17 protein-coding genes are annotated in these 18,633 nt (G+C 68.6%); 8 read left to right on the top strand and 9 right to left on the bottom strand.

Going from position 1 to position 18,633, the window contains the following annotated elements:
- Positions 1 to 438 precede the first annotated feature (438 nt).
- A complete protein-coding gene (locus tag AC3A5K_RS03595) occupies positions 439 to 1,722 on the top strand; it encodes an acyltransferase family protein (RefSeq protein ID WP_487616124.1) in 1,284 nt (427 codons plus the stop codon).
- A gap of 122 nt (positions 1,723 to 1,844) precedes the next feature.
- Positions 1,845 to 2,570, top strand: coding sequence for an NAD(P)-dependent oxidoreductase (locus tag AC3A5K_RS03590; protein WP_487616123.1), 726 nt, complete (start codon positions 1,845 to 1,847; stop codon positions 2,568 to 2,570).
- 48 nt (positions 2,571 to 2,618) lie between these two features.
- Here the strand turns inward: AC3A5K_RS03590 and AC3A5K_RS03585 are convergent, their stop codons facing one another.
- The 4 genes from AC3A5K_RS03585 to AC3A5K_RS03570 all read right to left on the bottom strand — a co-directional run bounded on the left by AC3A5K_RS03585 (position 2,619) and on the right by AC3A5K_RS03570 (position 6,733).
- Positions 2,619 to 2,840: a hypothetical protein gene (locus AC3A5K_RS03585; RefSeq protein WP_487616122.1), complete on the bottom strand. Its 222-nt coding sequence runs from the start codon at positions 2,838 to 2,840 to the stop codon at positions 2,619 to 2,621.
- A 15-nt stretch (positions 2,841 to 2,855) separates the two neighbouring features.
- Complete coding sequence (locus AC3A5K_RS03580) at positions 2,856 to 3,107, bottom strand: hypothetical protein (RefSeq protein ID WP_487616121.1); 252 nt, start codon at positions 3,105 to 3,107, stop codon at positions 2,856 to 2,858.
- Between the two features lie 326 nt (positions 3,108 to 3,433).
- Positions 3,434 to 3,886 (bottom strand): YaiI/YqxD family protein, encoded by a 453-nt coding sequence (locus AC3A5K_RS03575; RefSeq protein WP_487616120.1) that lies wholly within the window; start codon positions 3,884 to 3,886, stop codon positions 3,434 to 3,436.
- A gap of 282 nt (positions 3,887 to 4,168) precedes the next feature.
- Complete coding sequence (locus tag AC3A5K_RS03570; protein ID WP_487616119.1) at positions 4,169 to 6,733, bottom strand: TonB-dependent receptor plug domain-containing protein; 2,565 nt, start codon at positions 6,731 to 6,733, stop codon at positions 4,169 to 4,171.
- 347 nt (positions 6,734 to 7,080) lie between these two features.
- Here AC3A5K_RS03570 and AC3A5K_RS03565 point away from each other — a divergent pair, with 347 nt between their 5' ends.
- Positions 7,081 to 8,436, top strand: coding sequence for a threonine synthase (locus AC3A5K_RS03565; RefSeq protein ID WP_487616118.1), 1,356 nt, complete (start codon positions 7,081 to 7,083; stop codon positions 8,434 to 8,436).
- A 128-nt stretch (positions 8,437 to 8,564) separates the two neighbouring features.
- Here AC3A5K_RS03565 and AC3A5K_RS03560 read toward each other — a convergent pair whose 3' ends face one another.
- On the bottom strand, positions 8,565 to 9,194 hold the full coding sequence (locus tag AC3A5K_RS03560; RefSeq protein ID WP_487616117.1) for a Rossmann-fold NAD(P)-binding domain-containing protein: 630 nt from the start codon (positions 9,192 to 9,194) through the stop codon (positions 8,565 to 8,567).
- Between the two features lie 212 nt (positions 9,195 to 9,406).
- Between AC3A5K_RS03560 and yghX the strand changes: the two genes are divergently transcribed.
- From yghX to gloA2, 3 genes are all read left to right on the top strand, one after another.
- Positions 9,407 to 10,294 (top strand): YghX family hydrolase, encoded by an 888-nt coding sequence (gene yghX, locus AC3A5K_RS03555; RefSeq protein ID WP_487616116.1) that lies wholly within the window; start codon positions 9,407 to 9,409, stop codon positions 10,292 to 10,294.
- 161 nt (positions 10,295 to 10,455) lie between these two features.
- Entirely contained in the window at positions 10,456 to 11,379 is a 924-nt protein-coding gene (locus AC3A5K_RS03550; protein WP_487616115.1) for a M14 family metallopeptidase, read from the top strand.
- 4 nt (positions 11,380 to 11,383) lie between these two features.
- Positions 11,384 to 11,797 (top strand): SMU1112c/YaeR family gloxylase I-like metalloprotein, encoded by a 414-nt coding sequence (gene gloA2, locus AC3A5K_RS03545; protein WP_487616114.1) that lies wholly within the window; start codon positions 11,384 to 11,386, stop codon positions 11,795 to 11,797.
- A 9-nt stretch (positions 11,798 to 11,806) separates the two neighbouring features.
- Here the strand turns inward: gloA2 and AC3A5K_RS03540 are convergent, their stop codons facing one another.
- Entirely contained in the window at positions 11,807 to 12,799 is a 993-nt protein-coding gene (locus AC3A5K_RS03540) for a glutathione S-transferase family protein (RefSeq protein ID WP_487616113.1), read from the bottom strand.
- 158 nt (positions 12,800 to 12,957) lie between these two features.
- Here AC3A5K_RS03540 and AC3A5K_RS03535 point away from each other — a divergent pair, with 158 nt between their 5' ends.
- Complete coding sequence (locus tag AC3A5K_RS03535) at positions 12,958 to 13,917, top strand: glutaminase (RefSeq protein ID WP_487616112.1); 960 nt, start codon at positions 12,958 to 12,960, stop codon at positions 13,915 to 13,917.
- A gap of 255 nt (positions 13,918 to 14,172) precedes the next feature.
- On the opposite strand, the gene AC3A5K_RS03530 is transcribed toward AC3A5K_RS03535, so the two are convergent.
- Positions 14,173 to 15,534, bottom strand: coding sequence for a glycoside hydrolase family 16 protein (locus AC3A5K_RS03530; protein WP_487616111.1), 1,362 nt, complete (start codon positions 15,532 to 15,534; stop codon positions 14,173 to 14,175).
- A 247-nt stretch (positions 15,535 to 15,781) separates the two neighbouring features.
- Positions 15,782 to 16,483: a pirin family protein gene (locus AC3A5K_RS03525; protein ID WP_487616110.1), complete on the bottom strand. Its 702-nt coding sequence runs from the start codon at positions 16,481 to 16,483 to the stop codon at positions 15,782 to 15,784.
- A gap of 100 nt (positions 16,484 to 16,583) precedes the next feature.
- On the opposite strand from AC3A5K_RS03525, the gene AC3A5K_RS03520 reads away from it, so the two are divergent.
- Positions 16,584 to 17,498 carry a LysR family transcriptional regulator gene (locus AC3A5K_RS03520; protein ID WP_487616109.1) on the top strand — a complete coding sequence of 305 codons (915 nt, stop codon included), beginning with the start codon at positions 16,584 to 16,586 and terminating at the stop codon, positions 17,496 to 17,498.
- A gap of 10 nt (positions 17,499 to 17,508) precedes the next feature.
- On the opposite strand, the gene AC3A5K_RS03515 is transcribed toward AC3A5K_RS03520, so the two are convergent.
- Positions 17,509 to 18,513, bottom strand: a complete 1,005-nt coding sequence (locus AC3A5K_RS03515; protein ID WP_487616108.1) for an MBL fold metallo-hydrolase — start codon at positions 18,511 to 18,513, stop codon at positions 17,509 to 17,511.
- Positions 18,514 to 18,633 lie beyond the last annotated feature (120 nt).

Raw genomic sequence — 18,633 nt, 5'->3', positions numbered from 1 at the left:
CTCGGCTGTAGGAAAACGCAGCGTTGGTGCGGCGCCGGCGGTCCGGCGCTGTCGTCCAGGGCAACGCTGGAAAAAGTCCTCATTCCCGCGAAGGCGGGAATCCAGGGCTCTCAGACCATCGAAAACAAAGACGCTGGATTCCCGCCTTCGCGGGAATGACGAAGCAGGACAGACTTGATCAGCGTTGCCCTGGAGAGTCGGTTAGGGGTGCTGCCTGCATCCCGTTGTGCAGTCGATTCGCCACACAAGTCGCGGACACGAATCGAAGACAGACCGCTGCATCAGTCGAGCGTCCACGGTGGCTGCGAGGACCTGCGCCGCCCGGTTCGTATCGTTCATGCCGTCGCTGCTGCGGGCAGAACGCGGAGACAGTGGTGTAGGGATGCCCGATGCGGCCCGTATCCTGTCCGCACCTTTCGCAGGAATGCGCCCCCGCCGATGACGCCTTCGCCCCGTGACCCGTATCCCGATGCATTGCGCGCCGGTGCGCTGCTGGTCGTCGTGTTCGGCCACTGGATCGCGACGCTGCCGCGGGTGGTCGACGGCATCGTGGTCGATACCGACCATCTGCTCGGGATCTGGCCGACTGCAGGCCTGCTGACTTGGCTGGTGCAGGTGGTGCCGCTGTTCGTTTTCGTGTCGGCGGCGGTCAGTGCCGGCGGTGTCGAGCGGCGATTGGCGCAGGGCGGTCAGGCCCACTGGTGGGCGGGGCGCGCGCTGGGACTGGCGCGTCCCACGGTGACCTATCTCGCGGTGCTGGTGGTGCTGGCCGCGTTGGCCTGGGCGTTGGGCGATGGCCTGTTCGGCGTGTTCAACCGCTCGCTGACGATCCATCTGTGGTTCCTGCTGATGTTGCTGACGGTGCAGGCGCTGCTGCCGTGGTGCCTGCGTCTGGACCGCCGGTTCGGTGCGCGCGCGGTGCTGGGCTTCGTCGTGGCCGCCGCGGTGCTCGATCTGGCGCGCGCAGGCGCGACTTCGCCGGCCGACGTGCGCGATCTGGGGGCACTGGTGACGGAGCGTCCACCGGGTGTCGCCTGGCTCAACATGCTGGTGGTGTGGCTGATTCCGCAGCAGCTCGGCATCGCGTGGACGCGCGGGCGGTTTCGCGGTGTGGGCGCGGGTGCGGCGCTGCTGGCACTCGGGGTGGTGTGGCTGATGCTGGCGCTGGCGAGTGGCTATCCGGTCGCAATGGTCGGCGTGCAGCTCGCCGGCAACAACATGCTGCCGCCGACCTTGGCGCTGATCGGCGTGGTGTGGCTGCAGGTCGGCGCCGTGCTGCTGTGCGAGCCGCTCGCGCGACGTGTGCTTGCCGGACGCAGGCCCGCGCGTGCGATCGCCGTGCTCGGTGCGCTGGGCATGCCGCTGTACCTGTGGCACAAGCTCGCCGAAGTGCCGGCCGCCTGGCTGGGCCTGCGCCTGGGATTGCCGATCGATGCCGGGGTGCCCGGCGAACCGGGGTTCTGGATCGGGCGCGCGTGCTGGATCGCGCTGTGCCTAGCGATGGTCGCCCCGGTCATTGCTGCGGTCGTGCGGTTCGAGCTGCGGCGCACGCGCGACGTGCCGGCCGTGCACGGCTGGACGCGGGTGCTGATAGGGGGCGTCGCGCTGTACATCGGTCTCGGGGCGGCGCTGGCCTTCGGCGTCTGGCCGGGCGCGGCCGTGGGCCTGGTCGCGGTGGCCTCCGCCTCGTGGCAATTGCGACGCAGGCAGGACGCGGCCTGAGGCCTGTTCCGGGAGCCGTCTGACGGCAATGCCACCCGCTGGCAACAGTGTTCCAGCCGTGCGTGCGTCGGTGTGCAGGCAGCGGCGCAGACTCCGGCTTCCCCCCCTCGGAGCGCCCGCCCATGTCCCGAACACCTGACCAGACGCACAGCGACAGCGCCGTAGCGGTCGACCCGGCCGGATCGACGCCGCCCGGCGCCGCTGCATCATCGGAGGCCAGCGGCGACCTGTCTTCGGAACGCATCGCGCTGATCGGCGCCAGCGGTAATGCCGGCTCCGCGCTGCTGGCCGAATTGAGTGCGCGTGGCTACGCAGTGACGGCGATCGCGCGTCGCCCGGAGCGGATTGCCCGACTGCCGGGCGTGACGCCCGTGGCTGGCGATGCCAGCGACGTGGGCGCGCTGTCCCGGTCGATTGCCGGACATGCCGCCGTGATCAGCGCGCTGCGCTTCGAAGGCAGTGAGCCGGCTGCCTTGATCGGTGCGGTGCGTGCGGCCGGTGTGCCGCGATATCTGGTGGTCGGCGGTGCGGCCAGCCTGACCGCTCCCGACGGCACGCGCGTGTTCGACAGCCCCGGCTTTCCGGAGGCGTACCGGACGGAAGCGGCGGGCGGCATCGCGTTTCTCGATGCGTTGCGCGCGGTAGACGACATCGACTGGACCTTCGTGTCGCCGTCGGCCGAGTTCGTCGAGGGGCCGCGGACCGGTCGATTCCGGATCGGCGGCGACCAGCTTCTGGCGGACGCGGCGGGCCGCAGCTGGATCGGGTTCGCCGACTACGCGATCGCGCTGGTCGACGTGCTGGCCCGGAAGACCCACCTGCGCGGACGCATCACCGTGGGTTACTGAGGCAGGCCGCCGGGGCGGACGCGAAGTCCGCCGCCGGGGCGTACCGGCTTACTCGCCGGTGGTGGTCCGCCGATGCACGCGGGGCGCACCTTCGACCGGAGCGGCTGCTTCGGGCGCCGCAGGCGCTTCGTCGGCCTGTGTCACCTGCTCCTGCTCGGACGGGGCCTTCGCAGCGCGGGCTTCGCGTTTGCGGGCGTCCTTGGCATCCTGCTTCTTCTGCTTGGCCAGCTCGCGCTGGCGCTTCTCGAATCCGTAATTGATCTTCGCCAAGCGTCTATCTCCTGATCAGCGGCGGGCGCGGGTGGGGGCGGCAGCAGCCGGAGTGGCCGCGGCGGCGGCAGCGCCGGTCGCCGGCTTCAGGCTTCTCTGGATGGGCGTATTGCCGAGCACTTCGACCTTGCCACCGGCTTTGCGGAATGCCGCGATGTCGGCGGCGATGCGGTCGTGGCTGAGCGCGGGCGCCTGCTTGGACTTGCGGTCGGCCGTCGGCAGCGGCGGCTTGGGGGTAACAGCTGCGGGCTTGGGGGTGCTGGGCATGAAGCCTCCGTTCGTTCCAGTGCGGATGATGACGCGTCGCGCAACGGCGGACCGGGCGGATGCGACGATGGATTGGCCGCCACATACATGGACGCGGCGGCCGCGGGCGGTACGGTGACGGGACGCCCGTCCGGGAGACAGGGCTTGAATGCCGTATCGGCGAGGCGTGCCGCATGTTGCGGACGGCGCGAATCGAGGCGCGGCGGGCGTCCGGGTCGCGGCGCGTTGCGTATGCGCGGCGATCCAGGGCCGCCAATGGTAACCGTTTTCCCGGCCGGCCGCTGGCGAGCCTGAACGCTGGCGGCGTCAAACCCCGCCGGAGGCGCCTAGCCGCGCGTGGCGACCCAGCGATCGAGGGTGTTCGCGAAGGTCTGCCGGTCGCGGGCGTGGAACGGCGCCGGACCGCCGGTCTGGACCCCGGCGCCGCGCAATTCGTCCATGAAATTCCGCATCGACAGGCGCTCGGCGATCGTGTCCGGGGTGAAACGCTCACCGCGCGGCGTCACCGCCTGCGCCCCGCGCTCGAGCACGCGTGCGGCCAGCGGGATGTCCTGGGTGACGACCAGATCGCCGGGGCCGGCGCGTTCGGCGATCGCATCGTCGGCCGCATCGAAGCCGCCCTGGACCTGCAGGGCGCGCAGCAGCGGCGAGGCGGGCGTGCGGATCCACTGGTTGGCGATGAGGGTCACCGGGACCTGCGCACGGGTCGCGACCCGGAACAGGATGTCGCGGATCACCGCCGGACAGGCGTCGGCATCCACCCAGATCTGTGTCGACATGCGGGACCGGCTGCGTGCGGGAGGACAGCCATTATCGAGGATGCGTCACGCGAACATCGGCTCGGCGGTTTGTGCGTGCGCATTCCCGGGTGCGAGCACTGATGTCTCCGAGATCCGGATGGCGCCAGAGGCGCGTGCGATCAGGCGTCGCATCGGGTGTGAAACGCGGCCACCTCGGGCAGAAGGCACCTGGCATCAGCGATCAAGGGACGCGGGTCCCGGCCTGCCCGCAGCCCGCGCCCGGTTCCGACCGACGGCTTGAGCCGTCGGCCGGAAGCCACATCAGAACGTCCAGCCCACGCGTGCGTAATAGAAGCCACCGTTGAAGCCGTAGGGCGAATGCACCGGATAGGCGGCGCCTGCGACCGACGCGCCCCAGGGGTTGTCGACCGGCACCTTGTCGAACAGGTTCTGCGCGCCGAGGTTGACGTACAGGCCGGATGCGAACTTCCAGCCGATCTCGGCGTCGACGATCACCGCGCTGTCGTCGTAGATCGGCAGGCCGCCGTCCTCGACCCGGATCACGGCGCTGTCGACGTGGTCCTCGTACCAGGAGCCGTAGTACGCCACCCGCAGGTTCGCGTGGAACACGTCGCGGCGGTGGTTGACGCTGAAGTAGCCCTTGGTGCGGGGCAGGGATTCCTCGATCTTGTAGACACGTGCCTCATCGACGAAGTCCGGATTGAAGCGGTCGACCTCGGTGCGGTTCCAGTTGGCCGCCAGCGAGTACGTGGTGGTGCCGCCGAAGTGCGCGGTTTCCACACTCGTGACCACGTCGATGCCGGAGGTGGTGGTGTCGAAGGCGTTGCCGAAGTAGGTGACCGAGGTCAGCGATGCGGCCTCGGGGTTGCCCGATGCCACCAGCGCCGCGCGCTCGGCGTCGGTCAGCACGAAGCTCGAACTCAGCGCGACACGGTCCTCGACCTCGATCCGGTAACCGTCGACGGTCACCAGCCAGTCGCCGCTGTTCCAGACCAGGCCGGCCGAGAAGTTGGTCGACTCTTCCGGGGTCAGCGGCTGGGCGCCCTTGAGCGCGGCGATCGGATTCGTCGGGGGCAGCGTGGCGATGTCGACCAGGCCGGTGCCCGCGAACGCGGTGGTGATCTGGCTGACGTTGGCCTGGCCCGGCGTGGGCGCGCGGAAGCCGGTGCTGACGGCGCCGCGCAGGGCGAACGCGTCCGAGACCTCGTAGCGCGCGGTGAGCTTGCCGTTGGTCGTATCGCCGAAATCGTCGAAGTCCTCGTAGCGCAGGGCCGCGGCAAGCCGGAACCGCTCGGTGAGCAGCGTCTCGGCATCGACGTAGACCGCCCAGTTGCTGCGGTCGAAGACGCCGGCCGTGCGTGGGCTGAAGCCGTTGAAGCCGTTGGAACCGAGCGCAAAGCCCTGTTCGGTCAGTGGACCGATCCCGGTCGAGGCGGCATCGCCGGCCTTGATCTCGAACTCTTCCTTGCGCCATTCCGCACCGAGCGCAAGGCTCAGCGGTCCGGCGCTGAAGCCCGTTTCGATATCGCGACCGATGTCGAAATTGACGCCGGTCTCGGTCTGCACGTTGCCGCCGGGCGCGAAGAAGTAGCCGTCGGGCTGGTTCGGGCCCAGCGAGGCATTGACCGTGTTGCGGATGGTGAAGTCCACCACGTTGCGCCCGTAGGTGCCGCTGGCGTCCCAGTGCCAATCGCCCCAGGTGCCCTTGATGCCGCCGACGACCGAGCTGTCCTCGAGTTCGCCGCCGAAGCGCGGCGTGAATCCGCCGGGGAACATCGACAGGAAGGTGAAGCAGTTGGCCGGCAGGCCCGCCACTGCGGCGCCGACCACGTCGTAAGGAATGAGACCACCCGCACCATCGCGCAGGGGCACCACTGGACAACCGCCGGCGCCGGTCAGATCGCCGACCAGCAGCGTGTCGCCGCCATCATTGGAGTACACGCCCGAACGCGAGGTCGGGGTGCGGTAGTAGAAACCGCCGTCCACTTCGCGTTTCGCATAGTTGCCGAAGAGATAGAGGTCCACGTTCTCGGCCGAAACCCCCAGGTTGGCGACGATCTTCAGGTCGTCCTTGACCTTGGGCGAGCCCCAGATCTGCGCCGGATTCGGAATGTCGGGATAGCCCGCAGCCGCGGCTTCGGCCGCGTCGTCGCGCTGCACGCTGCGCGAGGTGTCGTCGGCTTCGCGCCATTCGGCGGTCAGGGTCGCGAAACCGCGCTCGGTCAGCGGCAGACCGATCTGCGCGCTGTACTGCGTGGTGAAACCGTCGCCCTCGTAGAACTGGCCGGCGAACACCTCGGCAGTGCCACCTTCGCGCAATTCCTTGAGGCCGAAATTGATCACGCCGGCGATCGCATCGGAGCCGTACTGCGCCGCGGCACCATCGCGCAGGACTTCGACCTGCTGCAGCGCGAGCGACGGAAACACCGAGATGTCCGCACCTTGGGCACCGTCAGACAGGCCGTGGCCGAGGAAGGTGATCACGGCGGAGCGGTGGAAGCGCTTGCCGTTGACCAGGATCAGCGTGTTGTCGGGCGGCAGACCCCGCAGGTTGGCCGGCCGGACCAGGCTGGCGGCATCGTCGATGGGGACGGTGCTCACCGTGAATGAAGGCACCAGCACGCGGAGCTGGTCGAGGACATCGGTCGCGCCCTGGTCCCGGAATTCATCGCCGCCGATGATGTCGATCGGGGCCGACGATGCGGCCGCCGTGCGAGGCTGGCTGCGGGTGCCGAGCACCGATACGGTGTCGAGCGAGGTCGTTTCCTGCTGGCTCGCCGGCGCGGTCTGCGCCCAGGCGGTGCTGCTTCCTGCCAATACGGCCACCGCCAGGGCGGTCCTGACGGCCTGCGTCAACTGCGTCACTGCAACTTGCGGAATCCTTCGATCGTGCATGCGTTGCGTCCTCGGACTGCGGTTAGTGGTTCCCCCCGTTCCGCGCCAGCTCGAAATCCATTTGCTGCGCCGCAGCAGCATTAACAAGAATTGAACCAGCGCGCAACGACCTCGTAACGAAGATGTGCGCTATGAGCGATTTCGGGGTGTTCGAGGCACATCCGCTGTCACCTTGGCGCCAGAACTGGCTCGGAAGCGAGCGAATAGCCGTCCATCTGCGCGGATCAGGTCGCTAAAGTGACGCCTCGAGGGCGCACGCGCCGGCCACGGCTCTGGCTGACATACCCTTGCCGGAACCCCCTCGCTCCGAGTCGCCCATGGCCGATTACAGCGCGCCGTCCCATCTCGTCTGCTCGCGCACCGGTACGCGTTACGACGCGGACGTGGTGCAGAACCTGTCCGACGCCGGCGCGCCGCTGCTGGCCGTCTACGACCTCGAAGCGCTGGGGGCCACGATGACGCGCGACGACCTGCAGGGCCGCGATATCTCGCTGTGGCGGTGGCATGTGCTGCTGCCGGTGCGCGATCCGGCCAACGTGGTCTCGCTGGGCGAGGGCATGACCCCGCTGTTGCCGATGCCGCGTCTGGGCCGCGCGCTGGGGATCGACGCGCTGACGATGAAGGACGAGGACATCGTGCCGACGGGGTCGTTCAAGGCGCGCGGCGCGGCGGTCGGCGTGTCGCGCGCGAAGGAGCTGGGTGTGACCGCGCTGGCGATGCCGACCAATGGCAACGCGGGCGCGGCCTGGGCGCTGTACGCCGCACGCGCGGGCATCCGCGCGACGATCGTGATGCCGCGGGATGCGCCGTCGATCACCCGCAACGAAGTCGCGATTGCCGGCGCGGACCTGTATCTCGTCGACGGGCTGATCAGCGATGCGGGACGGATCGTCGCCCAGGCCGTTGCCGATGGCGGCCTCTACGACGCGTCGACGCTCAAGGAGCCGTACCGCATCGAAGGCAAGAAGACGATGGGGCTGGAGCTGGCCGAGCAGTTCGACTGGGGGCTGCCGGACGTGATCCTGTATCCCACCGGCGGCGGCGTCGGCCTGATCGGGCTGCACAAGGCGTTCAAGGAACTGCGCGCGCTGGGCTGGATCGATCCGGCGCGGCCCCTGCCGAGGCTGGTCGCGGTGCAGGCCAGCGGCTGCGCGCCGATCGTCGAGGCCTGGGCGCGCGGTGCGTCCGAGTCGACGTTCTGGCCGGCCTCGCACACCGTCGCCTTCGGCATCAACGTGCCGAAGGCGCTGGGGGATTTCCTGGTGCTCGAGGCGCTGTATGAAAGCGGCGGCTGCGCGGTGGCGGTCGACGATGCCGATCTGCTGGCCGCGCAGCGCCAGGCCGCCGCGCTGGAAGGCTGCTTCGTCTGCCCCGAAGGCGCCGCTTTGTTCGCGGCGGCCAGGCAGTTGCGCGAGTCCGGCTCGATCCGCGTGGGCGAACGTGTGGTCGCCTTGAACACCGGCGCGGGCATCAAGTATCCGGATACGTTCACGGCCGATGCGCCGCTCTTGCAGCCCGGCGATCGTCTGCCGGTGGCGGGCACGCGCTGCGCTGATGGCGCGCGTCGCGGATCGCGTGTCGTCCACGGCAGCGTGCAGGCGCTGCATGCCCGGCGGCAGCGGCGTCAGGGCAACGCGTCAGGTGTAGGCGGGATGCGCCGTCGCGCCTGTTGAGCGCCCGGGACCATCTCCGTACGGCAGGGAGAGGCACCAGCGCACCCGCAGGCGGTGTCGCACGCATCTGAACCCGCGCGGCGGATGCACGCCTGCACGCTTCGCACCGGAATCGCATGCAGCAGGCCTTAGGCCAGTGCCGCGGCGTCCACGACGTGCACGCCTTCAGGCGCTTCGAGCGCAGCGTCCAGCAGCGCCTGCGCGATGTGTGTGGCGGGGTTGATCCGCCAGCGCGGCGGCAGGACCGGATGCAATGCACGCAACACCACGCCGGCAATGTGCTCGCCGGTCCGGTGCTCGTCGCGATCGCCGCCGATCAGTCCGGGGCGGACCAGGGTCAGCGAGCGGAATCCCACGGCGCGCAGGTCCGCTTCCAGTTCGCCCTTGACCCGGTTGTAGAACACGCGGGCGCCGGCATCGGCGCCCATGGCCGAGTTGAGGGCGCAGGTGGGCGTGCCGTGCTGGTGCGCGCGCCGCGCCATCGTCAACGGATAGTCGTGGTCGACACGACGAAACGCATCACGCGAGCCCGCGGTCTTCATCGTCGTGCCGAGCGCACAGACGAAGGCATCGGCCTGCCACCAATCGGCGTCTTCCGGAAGCCGTTCGAAATCGACGACCGGCGCCAGCAGTTTCGGATGCGCGGGCAGGGCGCGCCGGGTAGGGGCGATCACCTGCGCGACCCGCGGCTCGGCCAGCGCCAGCGCCAGCACATGGCGCCCCACGAGACCGGTGGCACCCGCCAGGATCAGTCGCATTGCGTGTACTCCGGTCATCGAAACGGAAGCGCGCACCGTACAGCGCCCGGGTGCCCGGGCGGATGAATCTCCTCCCGCGCGTCTGCGGACGTCATGGCGCGCACTGCGGCAACGGTGTGGCCTGAGACGCCGCCCGGTGATGCCGATGCCGGTCGCCGCGCCGCCGTACACTCGGCGGCACGATCCGGAGTGCCCGCCGACCAGGAGCCACGATGAAGCGTCTGACTGCCCGCGATTTCCATCCCGATCTGCTCGCGCTCTACGACGGCTACGTGCACGGCCGCATCGGACGACGCGAGTTCCTGGATCGCGCTGCGCGGTTCGCGGTCGGGGGCCTTACCGCCACCGCGCTGTTGGCCTCGCTCAGCCCGAACTACGCGCTGGCGCAGCAGATCCCGTTTACCGATCCGGAGATCGTCGCCGAGTACATCCGCTATCCGTCGCCGAACGGCCATGGCGAGGTGCGCGGCTATCTGGTGCGCCCGGCGAAGACCGAAGGCACCGTCCCCGGCGTCGTGGTGGTGCACGAGAACCGCGGCCTCAATCCCTACATCGAGGATGTCGCACGTCGTGTGGCCAAGGCCGGTTTCGTGGCGCTGGCGCCGGACGGGCTGTCGTCGGTCGGCGGCTATCCTGGCAACGACGAGAAGGGACGCGAGCTGCAGCAGACGGTCGATCCCGAAAAGCTGATGAACGACTTTTTCGCGGCCATCGAGTTTCTGCTGGCCAGCGAACTGACCACCGACAAGGTGGGCATCACAGGCTTCTGCTACGGCGGCGGCGTCTCGCATGCGGCCGCGGTGGCCTATCCCGAACTGGCGGCGGCGGTCCCGTTCTACGGACGCCAGGCGGATCCCGCCGACGTGCCGCGGATCCGTGCGCCGCTGCTGGTGCATCTGGCCGAGGACGATCCGCGCATCAACGCAGGCTGGCCGGCCTACGAGGCGGCGCTGAAGGCGGCAGGCACGCGCTACGAGGCCCACGTCTATCCCGGCACCCATCACGGTTTCCACAACGATTCGACGCCGCGCTACGACGAGGCCGCGGCCGAACTGGCGTGGACGCGCACCCTCGGCTGGTTCCGCACACACCTGGCCTGAAACCGCCGCACATGCCGCCTCGCGGGCGCTGCGGCGTGTGTCCGCTCTCATGGTTTCGCACGGATGTGTGTCGCACGCGCGCGTCCCGGCGCGGTTCGCCCCGGTCGCGTCCGCCGCGGGGCCCCGTGTACAGTGCCGTGCCCCGTTCGAGGAGCTGCGCCATGACCGATTCCGCCACGTTCGCCGATATCGGCACGCCGGGTCAGCCCTGGGGCGAACCCGAACGCGCGCAGTGGCGCAGCCGTCTGGTCCGCCAGCGTCGCCATGCCGACGATGTCGTACCGCGCATCGAAGGCATGGGGGACCGCTGGGATGTCGTGCACTACGGCACGCTGGCCTACGACGGCGAAACGTTTCCGCTGCTCGCCCTGCGCAGCCGAGAGAACGACGACACGCTGCCGGTCGCCCTGGTCACCGGCGGTGTGCATGGCTACGAAACGAGTGGCGTGCAGGGCGCGCTGGACTTCGCCGAACACCATGCGGCGGACTACGCCGGCCGCGTCCAGCTGCTGGTGGTGCCGTGCGTGAGCCCCTGGGGCTACGAGCGCATCCAGCGCTGGAACCGCGATGCGGTCGATCCCAACCGTTCGTTCCGTGCGGACAGTCCGGCTGCCGAATCCAGCGCGCTTATGGCGCTGGTCGCCTCGCTGCGCGACCGCGTGCAGGTCCATGTCGATCTGCACGAAACCACCGACAGCGACGAGAGCGAATTCCGGCCGGCACTTGCCGCGCGCGATGGCGTGGCCTACGTGCCTGGCACCATCCCCGACGGTTTCTATCTGGTCGGCGACAGCGAGCGCCCGCAGCCCGCGTTCCAGCAGGCAGTACTGGATGCGGTCGCGACCGTCACCCACATCGCGCCGTCCGACGCCGACGGCACGCTGATCGGCACGCCGGCGATCGCGCCCGGTCTGATCGAATATCCGGTGGGCAAGCTGGGCCTCTGCGCAGGCGTGACCGACGCGCCCTACGTCACCACGACCGAGGTCTATCCCGACAGCCCACGGACCACGCCAGCCGAATGCGACGCCGCGCAGGTCGCCGCCGTGCGGGCGGCACTCGATTTCGCACTGGCGCAGCGCTGACGCGATGTTGCGCGGTCTGCACCACGTCGCGCTGATCTGCGGCGACTACGCGGTCTCGAAGGCGTTCTACACCGGCGTGCTCGGCCTGACTGTGGTCGCCGAGCATTACCGCGCCGAGCGGCGCTCGTGGAAGCTCGATCTCGCGTTGCCGGATGGCAGCCAGCTCGAACTCTTCTCGTTTCCCGAGGCGCCGGTGCGACCCTCGCGACCGGAGGCGCGCGGCCTGCGCCATCTGGCATTCGCGGTCGACGACGTCGAAGCGTGGCGCGCGCGCCTGATCGCGGCGGGAGTGGACGTCGAACCGGTCCGGGTCGATCCCTACACCGGGCGCCGCTTCACCTTCTTCGCGGATCCCGACGATCTGCCATTGGAACTCTACGAAGTGCCGCCGACCGTCGGGGCCAGCGACGGCGAATGACGCGCGGGCTTACGCATCAGAGCCAGTGGCCGATGCGTCTCCATCGTCGATCGTGAAGTCGAGCGCCGGACCTCGCGGCACGATGCCGGTCGGATTGATCTGCCGGTGGCTCTGGTAGTAGTGGCGCTTGATGTGGTCCATGTCGACCGTCGGCGCGACCGCGGGGTGCGCATAGAGGCGACGCGTATAGGTCCACAGCGCCGGATAGTCGACCAGCCGGCGCAGGTTGCACTTGAAGTGGCCGTGGTAGACGGCGTCGAAGCGCAGCAATGTGGTGAACAGCCGCCAGTCGGCTTCGGTCAGGGCATCGCCTACCAGATAACGCTGATCCGTCAGCCGCGCCTCCAGCCAGTCGAGCGTCTCGAAGACACCGGCCACCGCGTCGTCGTAGGCCGACTGGCGCGTGGCGAAGCCCGCCTTGTAGACCCCGTTGTTCAGGCCTTCGTAGATGCGCGCGTTGACCGCATCGATCTCCTCGCGAAGCGCAGGCGGATAGAAGTCGCCGGGCGTCGCGCCGACGCCGTCGAACGCGCTGTTGAACATGCGGATGATGTCCGCCGATTCGTTGCTGACGATGCGCGCGGTGCGGGTGTCCCACAGCACCGGCACGGTGACGCGGCCGGTGTAGTGCGGATCCGACTTCACGTACAGCTGCCACAGTGCGTCGACGTGCTCGACCGGGTCCGGCACCACGCCGGGGCCGTCGGCGAACGTCCAGCCGTCGTCGGCCATCAGCCAGTGCGTGACCGACAGCCCGATCATGTCCTGCAGGCCCTTGAGCTCTCGGAACAGCGTCGCGCGGTGCGCCCAGGGACAGGCCCGGGCGACGTAGAGGTGGTAGCGCCCGGATTCGGCGCGAAAGCCGCCCTCGCCGGTAGGGCCGGGCGCACCATCGGCCGTCACCCAGTTGCGGAAGACCGACGACGGGCGCTGCAGCCGGCCATCGTCGTCCACCAGTGCATCGTCGTCTGTGCGCCACGTGCCATCGACCACTACGCCCATCTCGGCCTCGCCTTGCGGAAAATCAGGGCGACAGTGTGGATGCCGCAGCGTCAAGCATGCGTCGCCACGTCGTCCGCATGTGCCCGCTTCGCGCGATCCCGACCGGAGATTGACATCGACTCGCGCAGACTGGGCACCCGTTCCCGATCGACGTGCCCATGCGCAGCCCGCCCCAGAACCCGCACGACCTCAGCCGCCACGATCTGCAGGACATCCTGAAGACCATCCATGCCGAGGTCCGCGAACGCTTCGACGGGCAGAAGGGCAAGGTCGCCGACTACATTCCCGCACTCGCATCGGTGCCGCGCGACACCTTCGGCATGGCGGTCGCGACGCTCGACGGCGATGTCTACACGGTGGGCGAGGCGCATGCGCCGTTCTCGATCCAGAGCATCTCCAAGGTGCACACGCTGACCCTGGCGCTCGACAAGGCCGGCGACGATCTGTGGAAGCGCGTCGGCCGCGAGCCCTCGGGCGACCCGTTCAATTCGCTGATCCAGCTCGAGCACGAAGCCGGAATTCCGCGCAATCCCTTCATCAATGCCGGCGCGATCGTCGTCGCCGACGTGATCCTGTCGCATTACGACGATCCCGAAGCCGCGCTGCTGCAGTTCATGCGCGAACGCACCGGCAATCCGGAGATCGGCCGCGACGACGAAATCTGGGAGTCGGAGCGCAAGAGCGGCTACCGCAACGTCGCGCTGGCCAATTTCATCCGCAGCTTCGGCAACATCAAGAACGACGTGCAGGCGGTGCTGGATTTCTATTACTTCCAGTGCGCGCTGAAGATGAACTGCATCGACCTCGCGCGCAGCCTGCAGTTCCTTTCGGACCGTGGCAAATGCCCGTCGTCGGGCGAGCAGGTGACCAGCATCGAGCGCGCCAAGCGCATCAATGCGGTGATGATGACCTGCGGCACCTACGACGCTGCCGGCGAATTCGCATTCCATGTCGGCCTGCCGGCCAAGAGCGGCGTCGGCGGCGGCATCGTTGCCGTCGTGCCGCACGTGCTGAACCTGTGCGTCTGGTCGCCGGCGCTGGACGAGAAAGGCAATTCGCTGCTCGGCGGCTACGCGCTGCACCGCTTCACGCGCATGACCGGGCTGTCGGTGTTCTGAGAAACCCGTTCACGATCTGTCGGGACCGCAGCTGGATGACGCGCGGCGGAGCGTAGAACGCGCACTGTACGTGCGGATACATGCGCATTCGTGTCCGCAATGCGTGGCGGACACGCTTGCGGGCCATCGCCAATACGATGTCGAGAACCGCTAGGCGGTTCTTTCGAGCACCGCGCGCGCATCATCCGGCAAGCGCAGCAAGATCGTGGACGGGGTCCAACGCCGGGCGAGGTATGACACGCCCGGCGCAGAGGCTCACGGACTCTGGTAGACGACGTTGTCGATGAACAGTTCGACGTCCTGCGCCGGCGGGTCGGCGACCACCATGAACATCTGTTTCACCGCGTGCAGGTCGAGGTTGTAGAACGCGCTGAAGGGGATCGTGACCTGGTGCCACTGCCCGTCGCGCACCAGGCCGTAGTTCGGCCCGCCTGCAGCGAAATCGACCCAGCTGTCGCCGAATGACGTGTTGATGCCGATCTTGAACGTCGAAGGCGTCGTCGTGCGCATGTGGAACTTCAGCGCGCCGCCGGCGTAGGCACTCATGTTGCGGTAGTCGGTGATGATGCCGAGGCCGAACCACTCGCCGGCATTCGCGCGGAAGGCCATCGTCTCGTTGCCTTCGAACGGCGCGGCACTGATCGGGGTGAGGTTGTTCCAGAGGAACAGATCCGCGTCGCTGCCGAAATCCAGCGCGCCTGCCAGGCCGCCCTGTTCGGAATAGACGCCGAAGCGACCGGCGGGCACGGCGCTGTCGCCGCCGATGTGCAGTTCGCTGTCGGGGTGATCCTGGTAGAGGCGGATCCAGTCGACCAGCATCTTCCCGGGCAGCGGTGCGGTGATGCCGCCCGGATCGAAGATGCCAGTGTAGGAGCCGCCGACGGCGAGATTGAGCAGCAGGAAATGCGGCGCGTGGAATTCATGCAGCGAGGCGCCTTCGATGTCGGAGATCGCCATTTCGAAGTACTGCAGGCCGTCGACGGTGACGCGGATGAAGTCCGGGTCCCAGGTCATGCGGTAGGTGCGGTAGTCGTCATGCAGATTGCTCGGGAAGTCTGCGAAGTCGCCGTGGCTGGCGTGACCGCCGCCGTAGTTCCAGTGCACGGCGCCGCCGACCCGGCGGTTGGCCACGCCTGCGGCGATGCCGTCGACGTGACCGATCTCCATGATGTCGATCTCGCCGCGGTCGGGCCACACGCCGATCGCGCCGAGCATCCAGTACGCCGGCCAGAGACCGTTGCCGACCTCCGGCGTCTTGATGCGGGCTTCCAGCGTGCCGTACTTGAAGTGCACGCGGCCCTCGGTCTTCAGGCGCGCGGACGTGAAGGGACTGCCTTCGAACTGTTCGCGCCGCGCTTCGATGACGAGGTTGCCGTTCTCGACGCGCGCGTTCTCCGGACGGCTGGTGTAGTACTGCAGCTCGCTGTTGCCCCAGCCGCAGATGCCGATCTGGCAACCGGTGCCGACGTCGAAGGTCCAGGTGTTGCCGTCGATCGAGGTGCCGTTGAAGTTCTCTTCCCAGACCGGTGTCTGTGCCTGCGCGATGGCGGGCGTGGCGAGTGCGGCGAGGCCAAGGCAGGCGGCGATCGGCAGGGCGATGAGGCGTGTGCGGTCCATGTGGGCTCCTTGCGTGATGGTGTCGGGTCCATCCCCTGGTCTGGACCGGCATCGACGCTGCCGGTCGCTGACAACGCTGTCAAAACTTCTCCGTGCCGATCTGCCGTTTGGGGCACGAGGTCACGCAATACCGTTCGGAAACCGTGAAACGTCGCGCATACAGAAACCGCCGATGCTGCGCTTGCAGCATCGGCGGGCGCGCGCGCCACACTGATTCCGGGGTCGCGGTGACGCGGGGTCGAGACGGTTACCGCGCGGTGTCGACCAGTACCAGCTCCGCGTCTTCCAGCGCGGTCACGCGGATCACCGCTTCGTCGCGGATCGCTGCGCCATCCCGTGTATCGATGCGCGTGCCGTTGATCTCCACCGCGCCCAACGCGGGCACCAGATAACCGAGACGGCCATCGGCGAACGTGTACTCGGCGGTGTCGCCGGCCTTGAGCGTTGCGCCGAGGACTCGGGCCGCCGCGCGGATCGGCAGCGCATCGTCGTCGCCGTCGAAGCCGCTGGCGAGTGCGATGAAATCACCACTGCGCCCGTCCTTCGGGAACGGCTTGGTGCCCCAGGCCGGCGCGCCACCGGGCGCATCGGGAATGATCCAGATCTGGAAGATCCGGGTCTGCTCGCCTTCCATGTTGTATTCGGCGTGCTGGATGCCGGTGCCCGCGCTCATCACCTGCACATCGCCGGCGGTGGTGCGGCCGGCGTTGCCGAGATTGTCCTTGTGGCTGATCGCACCTTCGCGGACGTAGGTGATGATCTCCATGTCGGCATGCGGATGCGGCGGAAAACCGGTGCGCGGCGCGATCAGATCATCGTTCCAGACCCGCAGCGCGCCCCAGCCCATGCGCGCCGGCTCGTGGTAGCTGGCGAACGAGAAGTGGTGGTGCGCGTCGAGCCAGCCGTGATTGGCGGCGCCGAGGGTGTCGAAGGGGCGGCGTTCGATCATGTCGTTCTCCAGTGCGTGTCGGGAATGGCGCCACGTTACGCCTTGCGCCCCATGCGGGGAACGGAAAGAATGGAAGAACATCCATTCCATTTATGACGACATGAAGCTTCCCGATCTCGAAGCCTGGGCGATCTTCGCGCGCGTCGCGGAGCTCGGCTCGTTCGCGGCGACCGCCGAAGCGCTGGGCATCACCCAGCCCACGGTGTCGAAAGCCATCGCCCGGCTGGAGAAGCGCATCGGTACGCCGCTGCTGCATCGCACCTCGCGCCGGATGACCTTGACCGCGGCCGGAGAGGACGCGGTCGAGCGTGCGAGCCGGCTGCTGGCCGAGGGCGAAGCGGTCGAAGCGTCCGTGACCGCGCAGGCGGTCAGCCCGCGTGGCCACGTGCGCGTGGCGGCACCGATGTCGTTCGGCGTCGCCCATGTCGCGCCGCTGCTGCCGGCCTTCATGGCGAAGTTTCCGGACGTGACGCTGGAACTGGCGCTCAGCGACGAGACGGTGGACATCGTCGGCGGCGGCTTCGATCTCGCGCTGCGCATCGGCACGCTGGAAGATTCCAGCCTCGTCGCGCGACGTCTGTGTGGCGTGCGCATCCTGCTGGTCGGTGCGTCGGCGTATTTCGAACGGTTCGGTCGACCGAAGCATCCGCGCGATCTGGGCACGCATCGCGGGCTGACCTACGCCTATGCGCGCTCGGGCGCCGCGTGGCGCTTCCACCATGCGCGGCATGGGGACTATTCGGTGGGTGTGCCGTCGGTGCTGCGCGCGAACAACGCCGAAGCCCTGACGCCGGCGTTGCTGGCTGGGGCCGGACTCGCCCTGCAGCCGGAGTTTCTGGTCTGGCGCGAGTTGCGCCGCGGCGCGCTCGAAGTCGCACTACCCGGCTGGCAGCCGCCGGAGATCGCGGTGCATGTGGTCATGCCACCGGGGCGCGGTCGACCCGCGCGGGTGCAGGCGCTGGTCGACCATCTCGCCCGCAAGCTCGTGCAGGCGCCGTGGGCCTCGGGCGAATGACGCTGGTGCGTCAGCGGCCCGCGCTGTGGTCGTGCACGTGGTCGCCGTGCAGCGCGAGCGCGCGATAGGCGGTTCGCTCCGCATCGTCGAACACGGCGGCCGCGCCACGTGGACGGTCGGGACCTGAGGCGCTGTCGAGCACCAGCGTCGCGCCCAGACCTGCGTAGAGATAGCGATCGCCATAGGCGCGTTGCAGGGCGGCGAATGTCGCCTCGCCGGTGCAGTGCCCGGGTGCGATGAAGTCGATGTCGTACGGGGCCAGCGCCTCGACGACGCCGGCGATCGCCGCGTCATCGGCATTGACGTAGTGGAAGCCGCCGATGACGAGGTGGATGTCCGGATCGAGCTTCGCCGCTTCGGCGACGATCACCGGCAACCCCGGATGCGAGCAGCCGACGACCAGCAGCAGGCCTTCGGGCGTGCGCACGGCCAGCGACAGCTCGCGCAGTTCACGTGTGCCCGGCACATCGGACACCGTCGCAATCACCCAGACGCCCGGCGCGATTTCCGTGGTCTGCGCCACAGGTTGAAGCTTGGCGCCGGACCAGGCGCTGCCGAACTGCAGCGTCTCCGGCGGCGCGCCGTCGAAGTAGCGCATGCGCGCGGGCAGGGCGTCGTCCTTGCGATAGAAGCTGGACGGCAGCGAGGAGCCGTAGATGCCGAAACCTTCCTGCGGCGCGTGGATCACGACGTCAGGATTCGCTTCCAGCACGACCGAGATACCGGCCATGTGGTCGGCGTGGCGATGCGACATCACCACCATATCGAGGTCGGCCAGATCCACGCCCTTCGCCGCGACGTTGCTGCGGAACGTCTCCGCATCGTTGCCGGTGTCGAACAGGATGCGTTGGCCGTCGACCTCGATCAGCGCGGCGAATCCCCAGTCCTTCTCGAGCGCGGGGTCGTCGCCGAAGGCGTCGTAAAGCACGGTGATCTTCGGTGCGTCGTCCTGCGCGAAAGCGGGCAGAGGGATGGACAGCAGCAGGCTCAACAGCAGCAGAGGGCGCAGTGTCATGGCGGTGGCTCGACGGGACCGGACCTGCAGCCTAGATCGCGCGGAGGCGACGCGACGCATCGATTCCGGCACACCGTGTTGCCGCATCCGCGATGCCGGCCGCGTGTCCTGCGTTACCCT

Source organism: Luteimonas sp. Soil_C_5 (genome assembly GCF_057656615.1).
This window is presented reverse-complemented; position numbering and strand designations above follow the sequence as displayed.